Origin of the sequence: Bittarella massiliensis (ex Durand et al. 2017) (assembly GCF_017566145.1) — a bacterium.
Taxonomy (GTDB): domain Bacteria; phylum Bacillota; class Clostridia; order Oscillospirales; family Ruminococcaceae; genus Bittarella; species Bittarella massiliensis_A.
This window is the reverse complement of sequence record NZ_JABFCL010000002.1, coordinates 1-24,532: the sequence shown is the minus strand read 5'-3', so window position 1 is coordinate 24,532 and position 24,532 is coordinate 1. Positions and strand designations below refer to the sequence as shown.

The following is a 24,532-nucleotide window of genomic DNA, read 5'->3' as shown; positions in this document are numbered from 1 at the left end:
TGCCTTCTATATATAGGACCTACTCCATCTCGTCGACAGAATCGCCGTGGACGACGACCGGTTTTTCCAGCAAGTCGGTGCGCATGTGCAGTTGAAACTGATCCTGCACCCGCAAGCTGTAGGTGGTCCGCTCCCCCTCGGCTGTGAAGGAAATGCGGTCCATCCGCACTCCCAGCGCGTCCAGCCGATCCAGCACCTCCCGCGCGGCGGTGGCAAAGGCCAGTTTGTCGGCAAACTCGCCCTGCAACTCCACGTCTAGGCGCACGCTATCCATCTCCCCCAAATCACCGGCGGAGAACGCCTCCCCCACCTGTGGGTCGCGGATGTCCACCCAGACGCTCATCCCGGCGATCTGCGCGTCGTCCTTCAACTGCTCGTACAGCTGGTCTTCCAGCTGGCGCTCCACCCGCCGCTCGGCCATCGCCCGCTGGGGGGTGTAGTAGTCCAGCAGGGGGGTGGCGGCCGCTGCCCCCACCCCCGCCAAAGTCAGCATGAAGCAGAGAAAGCCGCTGAGAAAATCGTACTTGAACCGCTCTCCCCGCAAGATCACATGGGAGGCAATGATCTCCAGCCCCAAGGCCACCAACAGCAGCGGGGCCCAGCGCAGGGCGCTCAACAGCGGAAAATTGGGGATCACCAGGTTGAGGATGGCCAGGGCGCCGGCATAGATGAGGGCCAACCCCAGGCTGAAGGTGCCAACACGGCGCCGCCTGTCGCGGGGTGGAGCCGGGTAGACCGGCGCCTGTCCCACCGGCGCGCCGGGGCCCTGCCAGGGGCCGCCGCTGGGGGGCGGGGTCTGGCCGCCGGGTGTGGGACCCGGCTGGGGGTTGCCGGCTCCCTCCTGCCGGGGAGCGCCCGCGGCAAAGGGCTCTTCTCTGCACTCGTCGCGAGGGGTGTTACTCTCCGTCATGCTCGCTCTCCTCCTCTCCGTGGTAGGGGACAAAGGGGGCCTCTTTCTCCCGCCTGTTGCGGCCGATCACCAGATAGAACCCCAAGGCAACGACCGCCAACGCCACCACCAGGGTGGGCAGACTGTCGATCACCTCCCAAAACGGGCTCGAGTAAACCAGGACCTGCCGCAGATAGGGCATCAGTAGATTGTCCAGCAGCACATAGATCCCCAGGGCGATACAGCCCAGGCCGGCCCAAATCTGGGTCTTGCCACCCAACCGCTTTTTGAGCCCCTCCATGTCGCTGGGCTTCCAGAGAAAGTCGTCGCAGGCGCGGCGGTACTGCAGAGCGTCATAGGGAAGGCCGCCCAGGTTCATGGAGTCGAAGAAGGCGTAAAACCAGATCACCGGGATGGCGAAGAGGAAGAGCCCGATGTTCAGCCACCCCGAGACGGCGATGGCCCCAAAGAAGAGGGCCATCAGCGAGACGCCGCGGCGCATCAACCCCAGATACATCTGCCCCGCGCCGGGGAGAAGGGACCAGAAGAAGGTCAAGAATTTACTCTTTCTCATTTTGAAATACCTCTCTCAAATCAAATCGGTTCATCAGGTCGCCGGTCTTCTGGCTCACCTGATCTACAAAGGCCGCGGTCTGCCGCACCAGAGAGGGGGCCTCCTCCCCCTCGGTGCGGGACCAAAAGCTGCCGGTAAAAACCCCTGACACCCAAAAGACAATGGCCAGGCAGGCGGCCACCGCCATGGTTCCCCACTGGCGCAGGCGGAGGCGGCGCTCCCGCCGGCGCAGGGTCTCCATCACCCGGGGGGCGACCGGCTCCCGCGGGGTCAGCAGCACTTCGGGGGAGAGCTGTGCGCTGTAAGCGGCCACACAGCGGTCACAGCTGGCCAGGTGCTCGGCCACTTCGAGGCGGCTCTCTCCCGTCAGGCCGCCGGCCTGCAAAGCCGCAAGGGCCTGGCCGGTCAGGTGCCCATCTCGGTCAAACAGCGTCATCTTCTCTCTCCCCTTCCAGTTGTTTTTTCAGCCGTTCCCGCCCTCTGGCCAGCTGGGTCTGCACCGTTTTCAGGGGGCGGCCCAGGGTGACGGCGATCTCGGCGGCAGTCCTCTCCTCCAATAGGGAGAGGGCCAGCACACTGCGGTAGGGCTCTTTCAGCCCCTTGATGGCGGCGGCCACCCGCTCCCGCGACTCCCTCTGTATGTACTGCTGCTCCGGCGGTGGCGAGGGATCGGCCACCGCCGCGGCCAGCGCCCCCTCGCCGTCCAGCTGGGTGCGGCGGCGGTAGCTGCTCTTTAAATAGTCCTTGGCCTTGTTGGCCGCCACCCGGCAGAGCCAGGGGCGGATGTGTTTGCCCTCGCAGTTGTCGACAAAGCGGTAGGCCGCCAAAAAGGTTTCCTGGGTCAGGTTCTGCGCTTCCTGGTAGTCCTCCACCAACTGGTAGCAGACGGTGAACACCAGGTTTTGGTACTGCTTCATCAGCTCTTCAAATTCGCTCTCCCGCATCCCTGGCATTCCCTCCCTTCAGGCGGCTCTATCTATAAGACGATCGAGGGCCGCCTCTGTCTTCAACTTTTGCAAATTTTTTATTTACAGCGCCCTAAAAAGAGGGGCTGCCCAACGGCAGCGCTCCACCACAGCTCCAGCAAACGGCAGAGCCCAGGGCGGGAAAACGCCCTTCCCCCGCCCCGAAGAGTTTCTTCGCCCCCAATTTTCAGCGCAGCCGTTGGGGGCTCGCTGGGTAGGGGCGCCCAGTCGGAAAAGATGGGGTGCATCGAAAAAGGCAAATTCCGGCCATAAACAGGGAGGCCCCAGTCCACAATTCTGCCCGCTGAACAAACGCGGCGGCGCAGGCGAGGGCCGACCGGCAGCCGGTGCGGCTACGGCACTTCCATAGCCAAGCCCACCTCCATTCGCAGCCCAAACGCCGCCTGCCCTTTTGTCCGCCATGGCAGGGCCGCAGAGATGGCCACGGGGCAGATGAGAGGGGCACAAAAAGAGCGGCCTGTTTTCACAGGCCGCTCTTTTTGTGCCGGCATCGCCCTATTTTCCCAGGCAGCTTCCCGCCAAGTATCTTCAGCGCTGCGTAGCTTAACTTCCGTGTTCGGGATGGGAACGGGTGGATCCTACGCGCCATCAACACCGACTGTCTTTGACGGTGTTTACTATACCACACCTCCCCCCGCCTTGTCAACCGTTTCGCCTTTTTTTGACCGCCCTTTTTCCCCCGTGACACATCCGAAAATGCCCCCCAGATATTGACTTGCAGGAAGAAAAGCCGTAGAATAAAATAAACAAATTAACGGTTCTCGCCTTTTGTGTTTTCGTGTAACACGTACAAATATATTCCAATCTTTTTGGCATATTCCTATATGAGCGGGTTTTTCTCTGCTCTTTTTACAATTGGCGGCGCCTTTTGAGGAGCGTTTTCATGGAACGAAGCAGCGGCATTTTGTGCCCTGTCACCAGCCTTCCCTCGCCCCACGGCATTGGCACCCTGGGACGGGCGGCCCGGGATTGGGTCGACTTTCTGCACTGCAGCGGGCAGCGGTGGTGGCAGGTTCTGCCCATTGGCCCCACCAGCTACGGGGACTCCCCCTACCAGCCCTTCTCGGCCTTCGCCGGCAACCCCTACTTCATCGACCTGGACACCCTGGCGGAGGAGGGCCTCCTACGCCCAGAAGAGGCGGAGGCCCCCGACTGGGGAGACGATCCCCAGCGGGTGGACTACGGTCGCATCTACCAGCACCGGGAGGGGGTGCTGCGCGCCGCCTACCAGCGGGCCAAAAAGCAGACGGACCAGTCGGGCTTTCTCGCCTTCTGCCGCAAGCACGTCCATTGGCTGGGGGACTACGCCCTCTTCATGGCCCTCAAGGGCCACTTCGGCGGCCGTCCCTGGCAGGAGTGGGAGGAAGACATCCGCCTGCGGGAACCCGCCGCCCTGCGCCGCTACCGCACCCTGTTAAAGGATGACATCGCCTATCACAAATACCTGCAATACCTCTTTTTCAAACAGTGGACCGCCCTCAAGGAATACGCCGCCGCCCAGGGGGTGGGCATCATCGGCGACATTCCCCTCTACGTGTCCATGGACTCGGCCGACGTCTGGGCCAACCCCCAGCTCTTCTGGCTCGATGAGGAGCGGCAGCCCCGCTTTGTGGCCGGCTGTCCGCCCGACTACTTCTCCCCCACCGGCCAGCTCTGGGGCAACCCCCTCTACGACTGGGAGCGGATGAGGCGCTCGGGCTACCGCTGGTGGATCCAGCGGCTGGGGCTGCAGCTGCAGTGCTGCGACCTGGTGCGCATCGACCACTTCCGGGGCTTTTCCAGCTTCTGGGCCATCCCCTTTGGGGATGAGACCGCCCAGGGCGGCCACTGGGAGACCGGGCCCGGCCTCCCCTTCTTTCAGGCGCTGAAAAAGGCACTGGGCGACGGCCTGCCCCTGATCGCCGAGGACCTGGGCTACCTGACCGACGACGTCCACGAGCTGCTGGAAGCGTCCGGCTTCCCGGGGATGAAGGTGTTGCAGTTCGCCTTTGACGGGGGGAGTGACAACGCCTATCTCCCCCACAACCACCGGCCAAACAGCACAGTCTACATCGGTACCCACGACAACGACACCCTGGCCGGCTGGTTTGAAAAGGCTGGGGAACACACCCGCCAATACGCCGCCGACTACCTGGGCTTTCTGCCGGAAGAGGGGTGCTGCGCCCCCTTTTTGCGGGCCGCCCTCGCCAGTGTCTGCGATCTCTGCGTCTTTCAGGTGCAGGACCTGCTGGAACTGGGAAGCGAGGCGCGGATGAACACCCCCTCCACCACCGGCGGCAACTGGTGCTGGCGGCTGACCCCCGGGGCCCTGGGGCCCGAACTGGCGCAGACACTTCGTCAAAAGACAGCGGCGTATGGGCGGTTGCCCGCCGGCCGCTGAGGGATACACCCCTCTTTTGAGATCAAACGGGAAAGGAAGGAAATGACCATGAGCTACAAGGACACCTATGCGGCCTGGAGCGCCGCCCTGAAGGGCACCGAATACGAGGGGGAGCTGGCCCAGATCGGCGCTGACGACGCCCTCTGTGAGGACAGCTTCTACAAGCCGCTGGAATTTGGCACCGCCGGCATGCGGGGCACCATCGGCCTGGGCACCAACCGGATGAACATCTTCACCGTCCGCCAGGCCACCAAGGGGTTGGCCGACTACATCAACGAGATCGGCGGGGCCGAGCGGGGGGTGGCCATCGCCTACGACTCCCGGCTGTACAGCGACCGCTTTGCCCTGGAGACCGCCCTGGTCCTCTGTCAAAACGGCGTCAAGGTCTACCTCTACGAGTGCCTGCACTCGGTTCCCCAGCTCTCCTACGCGGTACTGAAGCTGGGCTGTATCGCCGGGGTGGTCATCACCGCCAGCCACAACCCGCCCCAGTACAACGGCTACAAGGTCTACGGGGAGGACGGCGGCCAGCTGGCCGTGGAGGACGCCGCCACCGTCACCGGCTACATTGAAAAGATCACCGACATCTTCTCGGTGGCTCCCATGGAGCAGAAGACCGCCCAGGAGGCGGGGCTTCTGCACTTCATCGGCAAGGAAATCGACGAGCAGTACTACCGGGACGTGCTCTCGGTCTGCATCAACCGCTCGGCCATCGACGCCCAGAAGGATTCCCTCAACATCGTCTACACCCCGCTGCACGGCACCGGCAATATCCCGGTGCGCACCGTGCTGGGGCGGCTGGGCTTTCAGCACCTCTACGTGGTGAAGGAACAGGAACTGCCCGACCCCAAATTCCCCACCGTGAGCGCCCCCAACCCCGAGGACCCTGCCGCCTTTGTGCTGGCCACCGAACTGGCCAACCAGGTGGGGGCCGACATGTTGCTGGCCACCGACCCCGACTGCGACCGGCTGGGGGTGGCCGTGCGGAAAAAGGACGGCTCCTTCCAGGTGCTCACCGGCAACCAGATCGGGGTGCTGCTGCTGGACTACATTCTCTCCCAGAAAATTGGCGAGCGCAAGGGGGACGAGTTCGTGGTCAAGTCCATCGTCTCCACCGAGATGGCCGACGTCATCGCCGCCCACTACGGGGTAGAGCTGCGCCGGGTGCTCACCGGCTTCAAGTTCATCGCCGAGCAGATCAAACTCAGCGAGCGCACCGGCAAGGGGACCTTCCTCTTTGGCTTTGAGGAGAGTTTCGGCTATCTCAGCGGCACCTTTGTGCGGGACAAGGACGCCTGCATCGCCGCCACCCTCACCACCGAGATGGCCTGCTACTACGCCGAAAAGGGGATGAACCTCTACGACGCCCTCTGCGCCCTCTACGAGAAGTATGGCTATTTCGACGAGAAGGTCCTCTCCAAGACCCTGGCCGGCAAAGAGGGGATCGCCAAAATCCAGGGGGCGGTCAAGGCGGTGCGGGCAGACGCTCCCAAGGAGATTGCCGGCTACCCCATCACCGCCTACGCCGATTACCTGCTGCAAAAGCAGGTGAACTGCGCCACCGGCGAGGAGAGCGCCATCACCCTGCCCCAATCGGACGTGCTCAGCTACCAGATCGACGGGGGGAGCTTCATCCTTCGCCCCTCGGGCACCGAGCCCAAGCTGAAAGCCTATCTCTCGGCCAGTGGCAAGACCCAGGCCGAGGCGGACGAGAAGTTTGAGAAGTTGGTCACGGCTGTCAGCGCACTGATGGACGAGCTGACCAAATAGCGGTTCCCTGTTGACCGCCTTTTCGGGGAGGGCGCGCGGCTTTTTGGCCGTGCGCCCTCCCTTTTTGCGCCATATTGGGAAAAACCTTTCCCGCTGATCTATTTCAGTTCCAACTTAGCGATTAAGCATTTTTTGATCTTTTTCAAAAATTCTCTGTTTCGTGACCGCATTTGTGACCGTGAGCTGATAGGATGACAATAGAGAGAAGAAAAGCATGCCGCATTTGCACCCCCACAGGAGAAAGGAATGAGCAGAATGAAACAGCGTTCGCCCAGAACAGGGAAGCGCCGGCCCGGCCAGCGGGCAGCCCAGCGCATTTTGGCGGCGGCCCTGTCCGCTGCCCTGGTGTTGGGAACGTCCACCGCCGTGCTGGCAGCCCCGGCCCAGCGCGAGGGGGGAGTCTGGTATCTCGACGACGGCGACATCGCCGTCACCGCCAAAGCCGATGGCCACCAGTACCTGGTGCAGGCCGGCGGGGCCGAGGTCCTCGACGACCACCCGGTCATCTCCCAGCTGGGGGGCAGCACCGCCCACACCGTGACCCTGGCGGGCGAGGCGGGCCAGGTGGCCGATGTCACCCTGCACGGGGTGAGTGTCGCCGCCCCGGCCAACAAGGCCCCCGTCTCGGTGACCAGCGGCAGCGCCCGCATCTCCCTGGCGCAGTCCAGCGACCTCACCGGCGGCAGTGGCCGGCCCGGCATCCAGGTGGCTGGCGACAGCGCCCTCACCCTCGCCGGCAGCGGCGCCCTCACCGCCCGGGGCGGCAGTGCGGCGGCGGGCATCGGCTCCGGCGACCGCACCCCCTCGGGCAACGTCACCATCACTTCGGGGGACATCACCGCCATCGGCGGCAGCCGTGCGGCGGGCATTGGCGGCGGCGACGGCAGCTTTGGCGGCGTCATCGCCATCCAGGGCGGCCAGATTCACGCCACCGGCAACGGCGGCGGCGCGGGGATCGGCGGCGGCTCCAACGGCTGCAACTCCTCTGGGGAGGGCAGCATCGCGGCCTACGTCACCATCACTGCCGGGCGAGTCACTGCTGTAGGCGGCAGCCAGGGCGCCGGCATCGGCGGCGGCTTTCAGCGCATTGCCCACGTGAACATCTCCGGCGGCGTCGTTGAGGCCACCGGCGGGTCGGGCGCAGCGGGGATCGGCTCGGGCGAATACCCCTTCTCCGCCAAGGGGAGAAACCAGGTCACCATCACCGCCGGCGACATCATCGCTGTCGGCGGCGGGATGGCCGAAAGCTCCCTCGGCGGGGCCGGCATCGGCTGCGGCATGCGCTCCAGCTCCACCTTTAGCGCCGGGGACATCACCCTGGGCACCGAGGGGGGCAGCGACAGCGCCCTCGCCATCCGCGCCACCGGCGGCCCCAACTCGGCTGGCATTGGCGGCGGCAATGGCAACAACAGCGGCAACATCGCCATTTTGAGCGGCACCATCACCGCCAGGGGCGGCAACTCCGGGGCCGGGATCGGCGGCGGCAACTCCCAGGGTTCCGACAACAAAATTGAGCGCATCGCCATCTCTGGCGGCAAGGTCGAGGCCTTTGGCGGCTCCTCCAGCGCTGGGATCGGCGGCGGCCGGGCCGTGGGCGGCGGTGTCATCACCCTTCAAAACAGCGCCCGTATCAAGGCGGTGGGCGGCCCCTCGGCAGCTGCCATCGGCGGGGGCGGGTACGCTGACGGCAGCGTTATCGCCATCGACTCCTCGGTCGTCCTCGAGGCCTACGCCTCCGGCGAGAAGTGGGCCATCGACCGCAAAAACAGCGACCTCTCCGGCGTCAACGGCGTTCTAAACGGCCGGTTTGACGGCTTCTCGGAGAGCGGCAGCTTTGTGAAAACAGACAACGAGCTGACCCTGGACGCCGAGACGGCAATGCAGCTCCTCGACGACAGCGGCGGAGTGATCGCCAGTTTAAACCTGCCCATCAACCCCCTTGTGAACAAGTTCACCCTTGAGAGAAGAGTTTATCACTCCTTTGCCCTCTCGACAGGCGATGGCACCGCCTATCTGCGAAACAGCGACAGCCAGTACGGCGACCGCTACACCGACTACCCCTGCGCGGACGGCCGCGCCGCGACCTATCCCCTCAGCGGCAGCCAGCTGGTCAACATTGACAACATCCGCTTTACCGAGCGCGCGCCGAGCCACTCCGTCTTCTACACCGTTGAGCACTGGGTGGAGGGCGAGCAGTCCCCCCGAGCCACCGAGACGGTCAACGCCCAGGTTCCCCTGCACCAAAACACCCTGGCAGTTCAGCCCGTCTCACCCCAGAACATTGAAAACTACCAGTTCCGCGGCACCGACCCCGAGACCCTGCCCGAGACGGTGGAGAGCGGCAGCGTGATTCGCGCCCTCTACGGCGCGGACGAGAGCAAGGTCAAGACCCTGTCCTACACCGTTGAGCACTGGGTGGAGGGCGAGCGCGCCCCCCGCGACCTGGACACGGTGACCGCCCAGGTCTGGGCCGGCGCTGCCGACACCCTGGCGGTGGCCCCCCTCTCCCCCCGCACCTACACCGGCTACACCCTGGACCACACCAGCCCGGCTGAACTGCCCGCCACAATTGAAAACGGCGGGGTGATTGCCCTTTACTACCGGCAGGACGACAGCCAGACCAAGACTCTGTCTTACACCGTCGAGCACTGGCTTGACGGAGAGGACGCCCCCCGCGACACCCAGCGCGTTGAGCGCCAGGTCTGGGCGGGCGCCGACGACACCTTGGCGGTGGAGGCGATTGCCCCCAACCAGTACGCGGGATACGCCTTCCGCGGGTACGCCCCGGAGCAGCTGCCAGAGACCGTTCGCAGCGGTGCTGTGATTCGAGTTCTCTACTCGGCAGTAGAAGTCCCCGTCATCCCCCCGGTCAATCCCCCGACGCCTGACACGCCGGCCACCCCTCCCACCCCCGTTTCACCGGTGACCCCGGTGGTGATCCCGCCCGACGCGACGCCGGCCGGTCCGGCCAACCCCGTCGCCCCGGAACCCCCTGAGGTGGAGATTCCCGAACAGGAGACCCCTGAGTCCCAGGCCCCCGCCGTCGATGTGGAAATTCCCGACCTGGAAACCCCGCAGTCGGTCTTTCCCTCCTGGGCGCTGCTCAACCTGATTCTGGCCATCGCCACCACCGCCGCCTCTCTCCTGCTGCTGATCTTCTACTTTGTCGGCAAGAAAAAGCGGGAAGAGGAGAGGGAAGAGGGCGCATCGGCCCGCGAGGAGGAAGAGGAGAAGGAGCAGCTCAAGCGCAAGGGCTTCTGGCGGGTGTTCAGCCTGCTGCCGGCCATCGGCTCGATTGTGGCCTTCCTCCTCACCGAAAATATCCACAACCCCATGATCTTTACCGACCGCTGGACCCTGCTCATGGCCCTGATTGCCGCAGTTCAGCTGGTTGTCACCGTTCTCTCCATCAAACGGCGGGAGGACAGCGACGAGAGAGAAGACCCCGACGCCGCCACCGCCCAATAACCTTCTGGCAGTCCTATATCCCCCAACCTGACTTCTGTCGGTGCGGGAAATAAAGAGAACCCGGCGCAGCAATTGCGCCGGGTTCTCCCCTTTTGGGGGGAACTCCATCCCCCCTGACCGGAAAAGAGCGGAAACCGCCCAGACAGACGGTCCCCGCTCTTTTTCTGCCAATTTCTCGTTCACGCCCTTTTTAGCGAACTCGATAGACAGCAAAGTCCTCCGCCGGCAGGGTCAGGGTGACTTTCCCTTCCTCCACTGGGGCGACGGCGGCGCTGAATACATTTTCCGCCACCGCATAGGGCTCGGCGCGCAACCGCGCCAAAACCGGCTCGTCCAGCCCGGGGAAGGGCTGGCGCAGGTCGACAGTCAGCTCCTGGTCCACCTCGTCCCGGTTGCAGAGCACCAGATAGGTGCCGTCCTCCGCCGCCTCGCCAAAGGCATCCTGCCCATCCAGGCAGAAGCGCAGCACCCCAATGACCTCGTGAGCGGGGGCAAAAAAGGCCGCATACCCGGTTTGCAGGGCGGGGGTGGCGGCCCGCAGGGAGCCCAGCCGCTGCACCACCTGGTGCAGTTCTTCCTCCCCTTCGGGACGGAAGGGAGCCCGGTTGAAGGGGTCCTTGAGACCCTGCATCCCCCACTCGTCGCCGTAATAGGTGCTGGGGATGCCGGGGACGGCGAACTGCAGCGCCATGGCCAGGCGGGTGCGCCCTTTTCCCTGTGCGGCCTCATAGTCGCCAATGCCCTGCAGGAACGCGGCCTGGTCGGGCCGCTCCATCCCCTCCCCGTCGATCTCGGTCCCCAACACCGTGCGGATGCGGGCCACGTCGTGGGAGGAGAGCAGGTTCATCAGGCTGTAATACATGGGCTTGGGGTAGTTGGCCTGTTGGGCGCAGAGGAAGTCCCGCAGTTCCAGCGCGGTAGACTTTTCCAACAGGTAGTCGATGACCGCCCCCCGGAAGGGGTAATTCATCACGCTGTCGAGTCCCCGGCCCAGGGCGTACTGGCGCTTGTGGCCGTAGCTCTCCTTGATGGTGGCGTCCTCCCAGACTTCTCCCAGCAGCAGGTTGTTCTCACTGCGGGACTTGACCTTTTTGCGCATCAGGGCGATGACCTCGTCGGGCAGCTCGTCTGCCACGTCCAGCCGGAAGCCGGAAGCCCCCAACCGCAACCAGCAGTCAAAGACGCTGCCCCTGCCGGTGATCACGTACTCCTGCCAGCTGGGCTCGCCCTCGTTGACCTCGGGCAGGGTGTCAAAGCCCCACCAGCTGCGGTAGTGTTCCCGGTCGCCAAAGAAGTCAAACCACCGGTAGTAGGGGGACTGCTCCCCCTGGTAAGCGCCCAGGTTATTGTAGTTTTGCAGCTTGTTGAAGTAGATGCTGTCGCTGCCGGTGTGGGAGAACACCCCGTCGCAGAGAATGCGGATACCGCACTCCCCCGCCTTGAGACAGAGGCTGGCAAAGGCGGCGTTGCTCCCCAGCAGGGGGTCCACCTTCTTGTAGTCGCCGGTGTTGTAGCGGTGGTTGGAGTCGGCCTCCACAATGGGGTTTAAGTAGAGGACGGTGACCCCCATCTCTTTGAGGTAGGGAAGGGAGTCCTCGATCCCTTTCAGATCGCCCCCGAAGTAATCACAGGGGGTATAGAAGTCCTCCCCCTCGGCAGGCAGGTAGTCGGGCAGTTCATCCCAGCTCTCGTGCAGCCGCACCGTCCGCCCCATCTTTTCGTGGTAGCGGCGGCCCTTGCTGGCGTTGCGGGGGTCCCCCTGCTTGAAACGGTCGGGGAAAATTTGGTACATGACCCCCTTCTTCACCCAGTCGGGGGTCTGGAAATCCCGGTCGTAGACGGTCAGCTGAAAGCTGGCTGGCGGCTCGGTGTAGACAGAGCCAGTCCCCGCCATCTGCCCAAAGGGCAGCCCGCAGTAGAGGTGACGTCCACCCGGCAGGGTGAGCACAAACTGGTACCAGAGCACGCAGGGCTTCTCCCCCACCGCCAGATCGGCGGCATAGCGGCCGTCCTTTTCCCGCGCCATGGGGATGTCCTCGGATCGATCGCCCCGGTAGACCCGAAGGGCGACCCCTTCCACCTGGCCCTCGGTAATCTCCAGCCAAAGGCGCACCTTTTCCCCGGTGGGCATGGCCCCCAGAGGGCTGCGGTAGCGGCTGTCCAGGCTCAGGTGCCGGGCAGACACCCCCGGCTTCAAAGGGATACTCATATTTGTCCCGCCTTTACTTCAGTTTTTCCAGCTTCCAAATCTTGTCGTTGTACTCGGTGATGGTGCGATCGCTGCTGAACACCCCCGACTTGGCGGTGTTGATGGCGGCCATCTTCTGCCAGCCCTTGGGATCGGCGCAGTACTTTTTGTAGGCCCGTGTAAACTTGCCGATGTAGGAGGGCAGGTCGTGGAGGACAAAGTACTTGTCGGCCCCGTCGTAGTCGCCAAAGAGCAGCGACTGGTAGAGGTCGGAGAAGCGGTGGGCCGAGACCCCCGGCAGGGTGCCGTCAATAAGGCGGTCCAGAGCGGCTCGCACGTCGAGATTTTTCTCAAAGTATTCGCCGGGCCGGTAGGTCTTGTAGGTCTGCATGGTCTTGATCTCTTTGACGTTGGCCCCGAAGATGTAGATGTTCTCCGGCCCCACCTGGTCGTAAATCTCCACATTGGCCCCGTCCATGGTGCCGATGGTCACGGCCCCATTCATCATGAACTTCATGTTGCCGGTGCCCGACGCCTCCAGCCCGGCGGTGGAGAGCTGTTCGCTGATGTCGGTGGCGGGGATCAGCACCTCGGCCGAAGAGACCTCGTAATTTTCGATAAACACCACCTGCAGCTTGCCCTTGGTGGCCGGGTCGTTATTCACCAGTTCGCCGATGGTGTTGATCAGGCGGATGATGCTCTTGGCCCGGGCGTACCCGGGGGCGGCCTTGGCGGCAAAGAAGAAGGTGATGGGGGTGGTCACCGCGTCGGGGTCTTGTTGCAGAGAGTTGTAGAGGTAGAGGATGTGCAGGCACTTGAGCAACTGCCGCTTGTACTCGTGCAGCCGTTTGGCCTGCACGTCGAAGATCGAGTTGACGTTGACTTCGATCCCCTGCTTTTTCAGGAGGTAGTCAGCCAACCGCTGCTTGTTCTGCTGCTTGACGGCGGCAAACTTCTCCAAAAAGGCCTCGTCCTCCACATACTCCATCAGCTTGTCGAACTGGCGGTAGTCCTTGATGAAGCCGTCGCCGATGGTCTCGGTCATCAGTTTGGTCAAGGATGGGTTTGCCACTGCCAACCAGCGCCGGTGGGTGATGCCGTTGGTGATGGCCAGGTACTTTTGGGGGTAAATTTTGTAGGAGTCGGCGAAGAGGTCGTTTTTGAGGATAGCTCCGTGCAACTGGGACACCCCGTTGACCCGGCGGGCAACGGCCACGCAGAGATTGGCCATTCGAATCTGGCCGTAAGCCACAATGGCCATATTGCTGATGCGGTCCATGTCCCCGGGGTAGTAGCGATTCAGCTTTTCGCAGTAGCGCTGGTTGAGCTCCTGCACGATGGAGTAGATGCGGGGCAACAGGTTCTTGAACATCCCCTCCTCCCAGCACTCCAGGGCCTCTGCCATGATGGTGTGGTTGGTGTAGTTGAACATCCGGGAGACGATGTTGTAAGCCTCTTCCCAGGTGTAGTTTTCCTCGTCCATCAGGATGCGCATCAACTCGGGCATGGCCAGGGTGGGATGGGTGTCGTTGATCTGCACCGCCACGTAGTTGGGCAGACTGTGCAGGTCGCCATGGCGCTCCTTGTGGGTGCGCACCAGGTTCTGCATGGTGGCGGATGTCATGAAGTAAAACTGCTTGAGGCGCAGCTGTTTGCCCTGCTCGTGGCTGTCGTCGGGGTAGAGCACCTTGCTGATGACCTCGGCCGCCTCTCGTTCCTGCATGGCCTGCATGTAGTCGCCCGAATTGAAGCTCTTGAGATCAAACCGGTCTTTGGCCCGGGCGCTCCAGAGCCGCAGGGTGGCCGGGCACTTGCTGTTGTAGCCCACCACCGGCATGTCGTAGGGCACCGCCATCACGGTGTAGTAGTTTTTGTGTTCGGCCTTCATCTTGTGGTCGGTCCAGGTCTCGACGATCTCGCCGCCAAAGTGGACCTCCACCTCTTCATCGGGGCGCTCGATCTCCCAGACACAGCCGTCCTCCAGCCAGTTGTCCTCCATCTCCACCTGCTCGCCGTCGATGATGCGCTGTTTGAACAGCCCGTATTCGTAGCGGATGCCGCAACCCATGGCCGGCAGGTCAAGGGTGGCCAGCGATTCCAGGAAGCAGGCGGCCAAGCGGCCCAGGCCGCCGTTGCCGAGGCCGGCGTCCCGCTCCTGCGAGGCGACCTCCTCGATGTCCAATCCCAGGTTTGCAAAGGCGGTTTTATACCGCTCCAACAGCCCCAGATTGACCAGATTATTGATGTAGGCCCGGCCCATCAAGAACTCGGCGGACATGTAGTAGACCTTTTTCAGTCCCTTTTTCTCCACCGCGGCGTTGGCCGCGGTCCACTTGTCCACCACCTCGTCGCGGATGCACATGGCGCTGGCCTTGTACAGCTCCTCCCTTGTGGCGTTCTCCAGGGTCTTGCCGAAATGCCGTTTGAGCTTGCCCACGATGGCCTTCACCTCGGGCGTCTGTTTGGTCGATTTCATCTCGTACCTCCCGCAAAAATTACTGCGTTTCAGGCATCGCCCCGATAAGCAGGGCAAGCTGCGCGGGCGAGGCAGGGGAGCCTCACCCGCGCAGCCTTCTATGATAGATGGTAGTATAATTCAGTGTTGTGTCTCGTTTTCCACATGTATGCGATCTTACCTTAAAACGTCCATAAACATAGTATAGTATTTTTCCGCCGAAACTGCAAAGGAATTGTCGCAATTCAGCGCGTGATCCACCAATTCCCGGCGCGCCCCCTCGTCGGCGATCACCGACAGGGCGTAGCGGATGACGTAGAGCATATCGTGGGCGTTAAAATTGGCAAAGGAGAAACCGTTGCCCTGGCCGTTTTGCTCGTCGTAGGGGAAGACGGTGTCCCGCAGGCCGCCGGTCTCCCGCACCACCGGCAGGGTGCCGTAACGCATGGCGATCATCTGCGAGATGCCACAGGGCTCGAACTTGGAGGGCATGAGAAACAGGTCGCTTGCGGCGTAGACCCGGTGGGCCACCGCGTTGCTGTAAGCCAGGTAGGAGCAGACCCTGCCCTTGTACTTGCGCTCCATCTCCCAGAAGAAGTGCTCGTACTTGTAGTCGCCGGTCCCCACCAGGACAACGGCCACATCCTCCTCCATGATCTCGTCAAAGACCCGCATCACCAGATCGAAGCCCTTTTGCTCGGTCATCCGCGACACCATCCCGATGAGGGGGGTGTCCACCGGCACGGTGAGCCCCAGCTCGCGGTAGAGGGCCTCTTTGTTCTGGCGCTTGCCGGTGAGATCGCTCCCGTCAAAGTGATAGGGGGTGTGGGGATCGGTGGCGGGATTCCACTCGTTGATGTCGATGCCGTTGACAATCCCCACCAAATCGCCCGCGCGCTTGTTGAGCATCCCCTCCAGGTTGCAGGCGTAGTAGGGGGTCTTGATCTCCTCGGCGTAGGAGGGGGAGACGGTGGAGAGCTTGTCGGCAAACACCAGGGCCGACTTGACGAAGTTGGCGCAGCCGTTGAGTTCCATGTAGTCGGGGTGGTAGTAACGGCTGTCGATGTTCAGCCAATCCTGCACCGTGCCAAAGCTGAAGACGCCCTGGTACATCAGGTTGTGCATGGTGTAAACGGTCTTGATGCTCCCCTGGGGGCGGCCCTCGTACTGGGTTTTGATGAGCATGGGGATGACGGCGGTGTGCCAGTCGTTGCACTGCAGCAAGTCGGGCATAAAGCCGATTTTATCCAGACACTCCAGCACCGCCCGGCTGAAGAAGGCATACTGTTCCCCCTCCTCCATGCCGCCCTTGTAGACCGGGCCGGAGAAGTAGTCGTTGGAGTCGATGAAGTAGTAGGTCACCTTGTCCTTGACCAGCTTTTCGACACCCACGTACTTGTCCTTGCGCCAGCCCAGGTCAATGTGAAAATCCGCCACGTGCTCGGTCTTCTCGGCGTACTTGGCCTTGATTTGGCTGTGGAAGGGCAGGATCACCCGCGCGTCCATCCCCAGCCGGATGAGTTCCTGCGGCAGGGTGCCCAACACATCGGCCAGTCCGCCGATCTTGGCGAAGGGGGCGCATTCCGCCCCGGCCAGCAATACCTTGACCCGCTTTTCCGCCATTTAGACCACTGCTCCTTTCGGGATGATGAGGGGGTACTCCTGGCTGCCCACCAAGTTGGAGTACGGCCGCACGTTGACCCGCTTATCCACGATTACCTGATCCAGCGAGGTGTTCTCGTAGACCCGGCTGTCCTGCATGACAATGCTGTTTTTGATCTTTGCGCCCTTGCCCACATAGACCCCGCGGAAGAGGACCGAGTTCTCCACCTCGCCCTCGATGACACAGCCCGAACCGATGAGACTGTTTTTCACCAGGGCCTCGCTGCCGTACTTGGCCGGCGCCCCGTCTTTGACCTTGGTGTAGATCGGCCGCTCTTTGCAGAAGAGATCGTCCTGCACCTCGGGCTTGAGAAAGTCCATGTTCAACTGCTGGTAGGAGGCAGCCGAGCTCAAGCGGGAGACATAGCCGCCGTGCTTGTACCCGTAGATCTTCAGGTGCTTTAGATTTTTGATGAGCACATCGGTGACAAAGTTGTATTTGCCGTGGGCCATGGCGTCGTCCACCAGGTATTCCAGCAGGTCCTTGCGGACCAGGTAGACGTCCATCCCCACCTTTTTCTGGCTGGATTTCTCCGAGCGGTACTGCATATCGGTGATCCGGCCGTCGTCGTTCATGGTCAGCCGCAGATCCTTGAAGTGGGCCCCCTTCTCGGCGCAGGTGGGCTCTTCGTTGTAGAGCATGGTGATGTCGGCCCCGGTGTCCATGTGGCGCTCAAACATCCCGTAGTAGTCGCAGTTGAAAAGGGTGAAGGAACCGGTGAGCAGACAGTATTTCTGGGGGGCCCGGCGGATATAGGCCGATGCGCCCTTGAGGGTGTCCACCAGCCCGTTGTAGCTGCCGGTGTTTTCAAAGGTGTCGTAGGGGGGCAGGATAAACAGCCCGTCGGTCTTGCGGTCCAGGTTCCAGTCCTTGCCCGAACCCACGTGGTCGATGAGGGACTGGTAGTTTTTCTTGGGGATGATACCGATGTTGCGGATGCCCGAATTGACCATGTTCGAGAGGGTGAAGTCGATGACCCGGTACCGCCCGCCCACCGGCAGGGCCGAGACCGAGCGCAGATTGACCAGCTCTCTCAAGTTGATGTTTTCCTCGCCTGCATAGACCAGGCCGAATACGTCTTTGCGCATTGTTCTGTCCTCCCCTAATCCTGTTTGAGAACCCGGTTGGGCTCGATCATGTCGCCCTCCGAAATGATGGCGCCCTTGGTGGCGTACACCCCGGTACCCACCACCGTGATCTTCTGCTCGCCGCCAATGTAGACGTTGTCCTCCAGGGTCACTTCCTCGTCGAGAATCGACCGGTTGACCGTGCAGCTCTTGCCGATCTCGGTCTCCTTCATGATGATGCTGTCTTTGACTACGCTGCCCCGGCCGATGACCACGCCCGGGGAGATGACCGAATTGACCACCTCGCCGTAAATTTTACAGCCGTCGCCGATGATGGAGTTGACCACCTTGCCGCTCTCGCCCACGTAGTGGGGGGGCAGGGCGTAGTTGCGGCTGAAAATTTTGAACCAGTCGGCGTGCAGGTCCAGCTGGGGGCTGTCGTCGAGCAGTTCCATGTTCGACTCCCAGAGGCTGTCGATGGTCCCCACGTCCTTCCAGTAGCCCTTGAAGACGTAGGCGTAGAGGTTCTCCCCCGCAGCCAGCATGGCGGGGATGATGTTCTTGCCAAAGTCGTTGTCCGAGTGGGGGTCGTCGTTGTCCTGCATCAGGTAGCTGCGGATGGTCTTCCAGTTGAAGATGTAGATGCCCATGGAGGCGGTGTTGGACTTGGGCACCGGGGGCTTCTCCTCAAATTCGACGATCTTGCCCTCCTCGTCGGTGTTCATAATGCCGAAGCGGGAGGCCTCCTCCATCGGCACCTCGATGACGGCGATGGTGGCATCGGCGCCCTTTTTGCGGTGGAAGTCCAGCATCTCCGAATAGTCCATCTTGTAGATGTGGTCGCCCGAGAGCACCAATATGTAGTCGGGATCGTAGCGCTCGATAAAGGGGATGTTCTGGTAGATGGCATTGGCGGTTCCGGAGTACCATTCCCCCTTCTGGCCGGACACGTAGGGTGGCAGCACCAAGGCACCGCCGGTGGTCACATCCAGATCCCAGGGGGATCCGGTGCCGATGTACTCGTTGAGTTCCAGCGGCTCGTACTGTGTCAACACCCCCACCGTATCAATGCCGGAATTGACACAGTTGGAAAGGGGGAAGTCAATAATTTTATACTTGCCCCCATAGGGGACGGCAGGTTTGGCCCGCCTTTTGGTCAGGGCGCCCAGACGGCTCCCCTGCCCGCCGGCCAACAACATTGCCACACACTGTTTTTTCACAACCATCTCTCAATGCCTCCTAAATATTGTTGTTTTCCTCATCCGGTATAAACTCAAAATATGTGGCGCCCAGGGGCGGCAAGGTGATCTCCGCCGAGGCCGCGAAATCCCCGCAGGGAATAAACATGGTGTGAATCTCCTCCCGGTTTCGCACGTCACTGCCGCCGTACCGCCGGTCGTCACTGGAGAGAATCTCCCGCAAAATGCCCTGGCAGGGCATTCCCAGCCGGTACTCGGTGCGCACCACCGGGGTAAAATTGAAGGCGCACAGGACCTGCTGCACCCTCCCCCTCCAGGGCTTTGACCGCCGCAGAAAAGCCAGACAGCTTCGCTGGTTGTCGTTCACGCAGAGCCACTGAAATCCCTCCCAGCTGTCGTCGATCTCGTAGAGGGCGCGGTATTTCTGGTAGACCCGGCCCAGCCGGGAGACAAAGCGGGCCATCCCGCTGTGGGAGTCGTACTCGTGTAAAAACCAGTCCAGTTCTTTGCCGCAATCCCACTCGATGAACTGGGCGAACTCGTCGCCCATGAAGAGCAGTTTCTTGCCCGGGTGGGCGTACTGAAAGGCATAGAGGGCGCGCAGGGTGGCAAATTTCTGCCAGTAGTCGCCAAAGCACTTGTCGATCATTGAGCGCTTGCCGTGCACCACCTCGTCATGGGAGTACGGGAGCAGGTAGTTTTCCGAAAAGGCGTAGGTCATGGAGAAGGTCATCTCCCCGTGGTGGTCCCGGCGAAAGAGGGGATCCATCTCCACATAGTCCAGGGTGTCGTGCATAAAGCCCATATTCCACTTAAAGGTAAAGCCCAGTCCCCCGTCCTCCGGCGACCCGGTGACCTTGGGAAAGGCGGTGGACTCCTCGGCGATGGTCACCGCGTCCGGGTGCAGGGAGAGAAGGGTGCGGTTGAGGGCCTGCAAAAAGGCCACCGCCTCGTAGTTGACATTCCCCCCGTCCCTGTTGGGGACGAACTGGCCCGGCTGTTTGCCGAAGTCCAGGTAGAGCATTGAACTGACCGCATCGATGCGCAGGCCGTCGATGTGGTATTCCTCCAAAAAGAAGTTCGCCGAGGAGATGAGAAAGCTCCGCACTTCCGGCCGGCCGTAGTTATAGAGGAGGGTTCCCCACTGGGGCTGCTCGCCCTGCAGGGGATTTTGGTGCTCGTAGAGGCAGGTGCCGTCAAACCGGGCCAAGCCGTGGGCGTCCTTGGGGAAGTGGGCGGGCACCCAGTCGAGGATCACCCCGATTCCCTCCTGGTGCATTCGATCCACCAGATACATCAGGTCCTGAGGGGTGCCATAGCGGGAGGTAGGGCTGAAATATCCTGTCACCTGGTAGCCCCACGACTCGTCCAGAGGGTACTCGGTGATGGGCATCAGTTCCAGGTGGGTAAAGCCCATTGCTTTCAGGTAAGGGGCCAGCTGATCGGCCACCTCCCGATAGTTGGGGAAACCGCCATCTTCCCCCCGCCGCCAGGAACCCAGGTGCGCCTCGTACACAGCCATGGGCTGGCGGAGCGGATCTCTGCGGCGGCGCTTTTTCAGGTAGATGCCATCGCGCCAGCTGTACCCCTCTAAACTCCAGACCTTGGAGGCGTTGCCCGGCCGCAGCTCGCTGTAAAAGGCGAAGGGATCGGCCTTATACCGCTTGACCCCGTCGCATCCCTCTACCAGATACTTGTAGTTGTCTCCGTTCTTGGCGCCCTGTACAAAGGCGGTGTAGACGCCGCCCTCTCCCCGCTGCATGGGGTGGCTGGTCTCATCCCAGCCGTTGAAGTCCCCCACCACCGAAACGCTGGCAGCGCCAGGGGCCCACACGCAGAAGCGGTGACAGCCCTTTTCTGGAAGATGATGGCAACCAAAGGACAAATAGGCCTTTTGCGCCTTCCCCGTGTTGAAGAGATAGAGGTCGTCCACCGGGACCAATCCACCCTTTTCCTCCATGGCTGTTAACCCCCTTTCAGCCGCCCGCCCCTCTCGGCGCGGACGGCGCCCATCTCACTATACGACAACCAGCCCGCTAAAAATCAGGCAGTTTGTCAACTTTTTAAAAAAGCAAAACAGCGCGGCCTGACCACACCCGAAACGCGCCGGGTGGGAAGGCACACGCCATGGTCCGCTCTGTCTCTGACTGCGCTTTCTCCATTCGATGTCTGTAAAAGCCATTGTTGCCGCGTTTTTTTGCTCTCATGGTGGCACGCCCTTATTCTCATATCTTTCTGTCAATAATAACTATAATTTGTATTTTGAGTATACCATATTTTATTTACCCCTTACAGTGTTTATTTGATTTATCTTCCATTTTCTATGTTTTAGTGCAAATGCTTTCCAAATTTCGTGCGCTTTGCCATTTCGCCTGTAAAGGACGCTATTTTTTCCTAGCCAATTTTGTAAAAACCGCCCTCATTTTCTCCTGGTTCAAAGCGAGGGCCACACCATCTTCTCTTTCCCCCCAAAGAAAAGAGGACCTAGCAGCGGTTTTGCCGGCCCCCTGCCTTCTCACTCCTGCTGGCCGCCGTACAAGAGCACCCTTTCTCGCCGTTCCCAGTATGGCAAAAGGCAAAAAAGCGCCGCCCAACTGGGCGACGCCGGGGAGACTGTCCCCTCCCTATTCTGATTGGTAGCCAAAGGTGCAAGGGCGCACCATTCTGTCCAGAGGAGCAAAGCTGTATCCCTGGGCCTGCAATCGCTTTATGATCTGGGGCAGGGCCTGTACTGTCTGATCCTTGTTTGCGCTGTCGTGGAGAAGGACAATGCCCCTCTTGGCGGGCATTCCCGCCACCACCCGATCGGCAATGGCGGTGGCAGTGGCCCCCCTCATGGTGTCCCCGCTGCCCACGTTCCAGTCGTAGTAAACAAAGCCCCGGCGCAACATCTCCGCAATGATCTCCTGGTAGAGGTCCATGTTGTAGGCATTGACGCTCCCCCCGGGGAAGCGAAAGAGGTCCGGCCGCACCCCGGTGACCTCGTAGATCTGCTGGTATATCTGCTCGAAGTCGGCGAGGTAGCTGTCCACCGACTGGTAGATCTTCCCGTAATCGTGGCTGGCGGAGTGAACGCCAATGGTGTGCCCTCGAGCCACAATCTCTCGGTACAGCTCTTTGGACGCCTCGTCATCGCGATAGATCACAAAAAAGGTCGCCTTCACCCCGTACTGGTCCAGGATGTCCAAAATCTCGCCGGTGCGCTGGGTAGGTCCGTCGTCAAAGGTGAGGTAGACCGTCTTCTCGCGGTCGGGGGCAAAAGAAAAATCTCGCTCCCCGGCGTAGAGGGTGGAGTGGGCGTTTTGGTAGGCGATCTCCGACTCCTCTGCAGCCACTCCGTCCGGAAGCACCATCTCCACCGGGGCAAGGGCATCTTCCCGTTCCACCGAGACCGTGGCCGCACCCTTCAGCTGGTGGTTTTCCACCCCAAAAAATACCGCCAAACCGGTGGAGAGGAACAAGCTCCCCAATACTGCCCCGACAATCAAGTGCCGGTAAAAGCGCACACTTCCCAGGTACTTTGGGGTTCGTTTTTCTCTCTTCATCGCCGCTTTCCTGTCAGGCCCTTAAAGCGCTGCGTCTTGCAGGCCGCCGGTGACCTCTACACTGCCCTGCAGCACCGCGCCTTCGGCAATGGAGAGCCGGTGCGCCCGCAGATCGCCGATCAGCACAGCCGAACTGCCCAGCACGGCTGTCCCCTCAATTTGCAGGTCGCCCTTGATCTTGCCTGTCAACTCCAACTCCCCGGCAGACACATCGCCGCTCACCACCGCCTGGGCATCCACCCGCACCGCGCCGCCGGCCTGAATATTGCCCAACACCTTGGCGCCCTTCAGCTGCAATTCGCCGCACTGCACATCGCCCTCGACCCCACCGCAGATGAGCAGGCTGCCCCGCCCGGCGATACTGCCCTTGATGCGGCCCCGCACCTGCAGGGGCGAATCGGTATAAACCTTTCCCTCGACAGTCATTTCCTCGGCAATCACCGAATCGCCTTGTCCTGTCCAGGCAGGGATTTCCACCTGTACGCTCTGGGGGTGCTCCACCAGCTCTTTCTCCCTCTCCGACTCCACCGCAACAGAAGGCAACTGCTCCGTGCTGTCCTCCCCCTCCTGTGCGGGGTCGGCGTTTCGGCCGTTGAGCAGTTCTGCCATAGCCTGCTTAAAATTGTTCTGCTGTTTACCCATCGTCTGTCCCTCCACCTATCCTCGTTCGCGCGGCACTGCCTATTCCCCGCGCCCGTCCGTCCCGGGCGCTGCCTCTTCTGGCAGCTCCTCGCTCCCCACAATTTCTGTTTGTTGGGAGGGTGCCGGCTCATCGGCCAGACCGCGAACCTCAAGGCGGCCCTTCAAGGCGGCCCCTTCGGCAATTGAAACAGCCCCCGCCGAAATATCTCCCTGCACAGAGGCCGTTCTCCCCATAAGCAGGGTCTTTTCCACCAGCAAACTCCCCTCAACGCTGCCGGACATTTCAATGCGCTGTGCAGAGAGATCACCGGTGACCTCGGTCTCTCGGTCCATCCGTATCATCCCGGCGGTTCTGACATCGCCGCGGATGGAAGCGCCAGCGAGCAGGACTTCCCGGCCACTCACATTCCCCTCAACGCTACCGCCGATGACAACTTGGCTCTCCGTCAACAGATCGCCTTTGATACAACCCATCAGCCGCACCGGCGAAGAGGTGTGCACCGTGCCCTCGATCAGCACGTCCGCCACCAGAACAGAACCCTCTCCTGTGCCGACCAACCCGCTTCTCCCCAGCTGCTCGCCAGGTGTGGAACCTCCGCCCTTGTGATCCACTGCCATCTCTTTCCCTCCATCCACTATCCCAAATGCCGTCGACATCCTGCAGACGGGGAACCCCGACCCGGAACTGCCGATCTGCTCGACGTTGGCCCCGCCAGACCCAAAACAATTGCGGACAGGGCGCTCTGCCTGCTGATCGTTCGACACCCTTGTAGAGTCGTCGACACCTGTTAGAGTTCGATCTTAAAGCCCTTATTTCTTCTAATTATTTAACTTCGATATATACAAGAATACCTTTTTGAATGATTTTTGTAAAGCGATTTTCAGTCAAAACACCCAATATTTTTCAATATTGAAATAACTTGTGATTCCATTTCTGACAAGTATTCTCTTTTTTCTGAAAGCGATTTTGAGAGGACCCAGCTCGCGTTTTTGCAGGGAGTAGGAAGCAAATATTCCTTTTCATCGCCCTTCACCGCTTTCCTTTATCCTCTGTTTCTCGGTCATCTCCGACAACCAACTGAACGCAGTACATCTGGCGACGCCTTCTCCTCTAAAAGCAACCAACCTATGCTCTAAAAATACACAAAAGGCAACTCCACCTTTGCGCCCTCCTTTCCCCCACCTTAAAAAGCTCTCCCCTCCCTCTGTCAGCCAACTTTTTTGCAGGGGCAACATGTGGGGAAAGTTCCCACTCAACTGCCTGCCAACGAATGCACAAAGAACGGACAGAACCTAGAGGACAGGATAAAGATACTCAAAATATCTGGCACCTTTTCACCATTCTATCGTGTAGAGACACGCTTACACGCGGCTTATCCGAAACCTCAAAAAGCCCCCGTACCATTCATCGGCACGAGGGCAAAGGGCAAAAAAATAAAAGGGGCAATTCTCCCACAAAGCATCAGGAATGCGGGGGGCTCTCGGCAGCATTGTCAGTGCGATTTCGTGAATCCACCAACTTTGGACAGCCCTTTTTCCTTGATGTACAGAACACCGTTTTCCGGGCCTCTGAGAACAAAACCAATTACCTTCCAAGCAAGCTGATAGCAACACAAAAAAGACCATCCTTTCGGATGGTCTTTTTTGTGTTGGCATCGCCCTATTTTCCCAGGCAGCTTCCCGCCAAGTATCTTCAGCGCTGCGTA

At 61.1% G+C, this 24,532-nt stretch carries 17 protein-coding genes and 1 rRNA gene; 3 read left to right on the top strand and 15 right to left on the bottom strand.

Going from position 1 to position 24,532, the window contains the following annotated elements; all coding sequences use genetic code 11:
- Positions 1-19: 19 nt before the first annotated feature.
- From HJY11_RS02355 to rrf, 5 genes are all read right to left on the bottom strand, one after another.
- Positions 20-910: a hypothetical protein gene (locus HJY11_RS02355; RefSeq protein ID WP_208074484.1), complete on the bottom strand. Its 891-nt coding sequence runs from the start codon at positions 908-910 to the stop codon at positions 20-22.
- Positions 897-1,463 carry a hypothetical protein gene (locus HJY11_RS02350; protein WP_208074483.1) on the bottom strand — a complete coding sequence of 189 codons (567 nt, stop codon included), beginning with the start codon at positions 1,461-1,463 and terminating at the stop codon, positions 897-899. The genes HJY11_RS02355 and HJY11_RS02350 overlap by 14 nt, the downstream gene beginning before the upstream one ends.
- On the bottom strand, positions 1,450-1,899 hold the full coding sequence (locus tag HJY11_RS02345; RefSeq protein WP_208074482.1) for a zf-HC2 domain-containing protein: 450 nt from the start codon (positions 1,897-1,899) through the stop codon (positions 1,450-1,452). The genes HJY11_RS02350 and HJY11_RS02345 overlap by 14 nt, the downstream gene beginning before the upstream one ends.
- Positions 1,886-2,407 (bottom strand): RNA polymerase sigma factor, encoded by a 522-nt coding sequence (locus tag HJY11_RS02340; RefSeq protein ID WP_208074481.1) that lies wholly within the window; start codon positions 2,405-2,407, stop codon positions 1,886-1,888. The genes HJY11_RS02345 and HJY11_RS02340 overlap by 14 nt, the downstream gene beginning before the upstream one ends.
- A gap of 524 nt (positions 2,408-2,931) precedes the next feature.
- A 5S ribosomal RNA gene (gene rrf / locus HJY11_RS02335) occupies positions 2,932-3,048 on the bottom strand.
- A gap of 284 nt (positions 3,049-3,332) precedes the next feature.
- On the opposite strand from rrf, the gene malQ reads away from it, so the two are divergent.
- The 3 genes from malQ to HJY11_RS15400 all read left to right on the top strand — a co-directional run bounded on the left by malQ (position 3,333) and on the right by HJY11_RS15400 (position 10,067).
- Complete coding sequence (malQ, locus tag HJY11_RS02330) at positions 3,333-4,829, top strand: 4-alpha-glucanotransferase (protein WP_208074480.1); 1,497 nt, start codon at positions 3,333-3,335, stop codon at positions 4,827-4,829.
- 48 nt (positions 4,830-4,877) lie between these two features.
- On the top strand, positions 4,878-6,599 hold the full coding sequence (locus HJY11_RS02325) for a phospho-sugar mutase (RefSeq protein ID WP_208074479.1): 1,722 nt from the start codon (positions 4,878-4,880) through the stop codon (positions 6,597-6,599).
- A gap of 246 nt (positions 6,600-6,845) precedes the next feature.
- Positions 6,846-10,067, top strand: a complete 3,222-nt coding sequence (locus tag HJY11_RS15400) for a hypothetical protein (protein WP_208074478.1) — start codon at positions 6,846-6,848, stop codon at positions 10,065-10,067.
- 190 nt (positions 10,068-10,257) lie between these two features.
- Here HJY11_RS15400 and HJY11_RS02315 read toward each other — a convergent pair whose 3' ends face one another.
- The 10 genes from HJY11_RS02315 to HJY11_RS02270 all read right to left on the bottom strand — a co-directional run.
- Positions 10,258-12,276, bottom strand: coding sequence for a glycoside hydrolase family 13 protein (locus HJY11_RS02315; RefSeq protein WP_208074477.1), 2,019 nt, complete (start codon positions 12,274-12,276; stop codon positions 10,258-10,260).
- Between the two features lie 13 nt (positions 12,277-12,289).
- On the bottom strand, positions 12,290-14,731 hold the full coding sequence (locus HJY11_RS02310) for a glycogen/starch/alpha-glucan phosphorylase (RefSeq protein ID WP_208074476.1): 2,442 nt from the start codon (positions 14,729-14,731) through the stop codon (positions 12,290-12,292).
- 156 nt (positions 14,732-14,887) lie between these two features.
- Positions 14,888-16,333, bottom strand: coding sequence for a glycogen synthase GlgA (glgA, locus tag HJY11_RS02305; protein ID WP_208074475.1), 1,446 nt, complete (start codon positions 16,331-16,333; stop codon positions 14,888-14,890).
- On the bottom strand, positions 16,334-17,461 hold the full coding sequence (gene glgD / locus HJY11_RS02300; protein ID WP_208074474.1) for a glucose-1-phosphate adenylyltransferase subunit GlgD: 1,128 nt from the start codon (positions 17,459-17,461) through the stop codon (positions 16,334-16,336).
- 14 nt (positions 17,462-17,475) lie between these two features.
- On the bottom strand, positions 17,476-18,666 hold the full coding sequence (locus HJY11_RS02295) for a glucose-1-phosphate adenylyltransferase (protein ID WP_208074473.1): 1,191 nt from the start codon (positions 18,664-18,666) through the stop codon (positions 17,476-17,478).
- Positions 18,667-18,679: 13 nt separating this feature from the next.
- Positions 18,680-20,599 (bottom strand): 1,4-alpha-glucan branching protein GlgB, encoded by a 1,920-nt coding sequence (glgB, locus tag HJY11_RS02290; RefSeq protein WP_208074472.1) that lies wholly within the window; start codon positions 20,597-20,599, stop codon positions 18,680-18,682.
- A 664-nt stretch (positions 20,600-21,263) separates the two neighbouring features.
- Positions 21,264-22,184: a polysaccharide deacetylase family protein gene (locus HJY11_RS02285; protein ID WP_208074471.1), complete on the bottom strand. Its 921-nt coding sequence runs from the start codon at positions 22,182-22,184 to the stop codon at positions 21,264-21,266.
- A gap of 21 nt (positions 22,185-22,205) precedes the next feature.
- Positions 22,206-22,826, bottom strand: coding sequence for a bactofilin family protein (locus tag HJY11_RS02280; protein WP_208074470.1), 621 nt, complete (start codon positions 22,824-22,826; stop codon positions 22,206-22,208).
- Between the two features lie 39 nt (positions 22,827-22,865).
- Entirely contained in the window at positions 22,866-23,444 is a 579-nt protein-coding gene (locus HJY11_RS02275; RefSeq protein ID WP_208074469.1) for a bactofilin family protein, read from the bottom strand.
- 875 nt (positions 23,445-24,319) lie between these two features.
- A partial coding sequence (locus HJY11_RS02270; protein WP_208074468.1) for a hypothetical protein occupies positions 24,320-24,532 on the bottom strand: 213 nt, incomplete at its 5' end.

What these genes read in the sequence shown, in the direction of transcription:
- HJY11_RS02280 (WP_208074470.1), bottom strand. Translation starts at nt 22,826, where the DNA reads ATGGGTAAACAGCAGAACAATTTTAAGCAGGCTATGGCAGAACTGCTC.
- HJY11_RS02355 (WP_208074484.1), bottom strand. Translation starts at nt 910, where the DNA reads ATGACGGAGAGTAACACCCCTCGCGACGAGTGCAGAGAAGAGCCCTTT.
- HJY11_RS02285 (WP_208074471.1), bottom strand. Translation starts at nt 22,184, where the DNA reads ATGAAGAGAGAAAAACGAACCCCAAAGTACCTGGGAAGTGTGCGCTTT.
- HJY11_RS02315 (WP_208074477.1), bottom strand. Translation starts at nt 12,276, where the DNA reads ATGAGTATCCCTTTGAAGCCGGGGGTGTCTGCCCGGCACCTGAGCCTG.
- HJY11_RS02295 (WP_208074473.1), bottom strand. Translation starts at nt 18,666, where the DNA reads ATGGTTGTGAAAAAACAGTGTGTGGCAATGTTGTTGGCCGGCGGGCAG.
- HJY11_RS02310 (WP_208074476.1), bottom strand. Translation starts at nt 14,731, where the DNA reads ATGAAATCGACCAAACAGACGCCCGAGGTGAAGGCCATCGTGGGCAAG.
- malQ (WP_208074480.1), top strand. Translation starts at nt 3,333, where the DNA reads ATGGAACGAAGCAGCGGCATTTTGTGCCCTGTCACCAGCCTTCCCTCG.
- HJY11_RS02345 (WP_208074482.1), bottom strand. Translation starts at nt 1,899, where the DNA reads ATGACGCTGTTTGACCGAGATGGGCACCTGACCGGCCAGGCCCTTGCG.
- HJY11_RS02325 (WP_208074479.1), top strand. Translation starts at nt 4,878, where the DNA reads ATGAGCTACAAGGACACCTATGCGGCCTGGAGCGCCGCCCTGAAGGGC.
- HJY11_RS02350 (WP_208074483.1), bottom strand. Translation starts at nt 1,463, where the DNA reads ATGAGAAAGAGTAAATTCTTGACCTTCTTCTGGTCCCTTCTCCCCGGC.
- HJY11_RS02340 (WP_208074481.1), bottom strand. Translation starts at nt 2,407, where the DNA reads ATGCGGGAGAGCGAATTTGAAGAGCTGATGAAGCAGTACCAAAACCTG.
- HJY11_RS02275 (WP_208074469.1), bottom strand. Translation starts at nt 23,444, where the DNA reads ATGGCAGTGGATCACAAGGGCGGAGGTTCCACACCTGGCGAGCAGCTG.
- HJY11_RS15400 (WP_208074478.1), top strand. Translation starts at nt 6,846, where the DNA reads ATGAGCAGAATGAAACAGCGTTCGCCCAGAACAGGGAAGCGCCGGCCC.
- glgA (WP_208074475.1), bottom strand. Translation starts at nt 16,333, where the DNA reads ATGGCGGAAAAGCGGGTCAAGGTATTGCTGGCCGGGGCGGAATGCGCC.
- glgB (WP_208074472.1), bottom strand. Translation starts at nt 20,599, where the DNA reads ATGGAGGAAAAGGGTGGATTGGTCCCGGTGGACGACCTCTATCTCTTC.
- glgD (WP_208074474.1), bottom strand. Translation starts at nt 17,461, where the DNA reads ATGCGCAAAGACGTATTCGGCCTGGTCTATGCAGGCGAGGAAAACATC.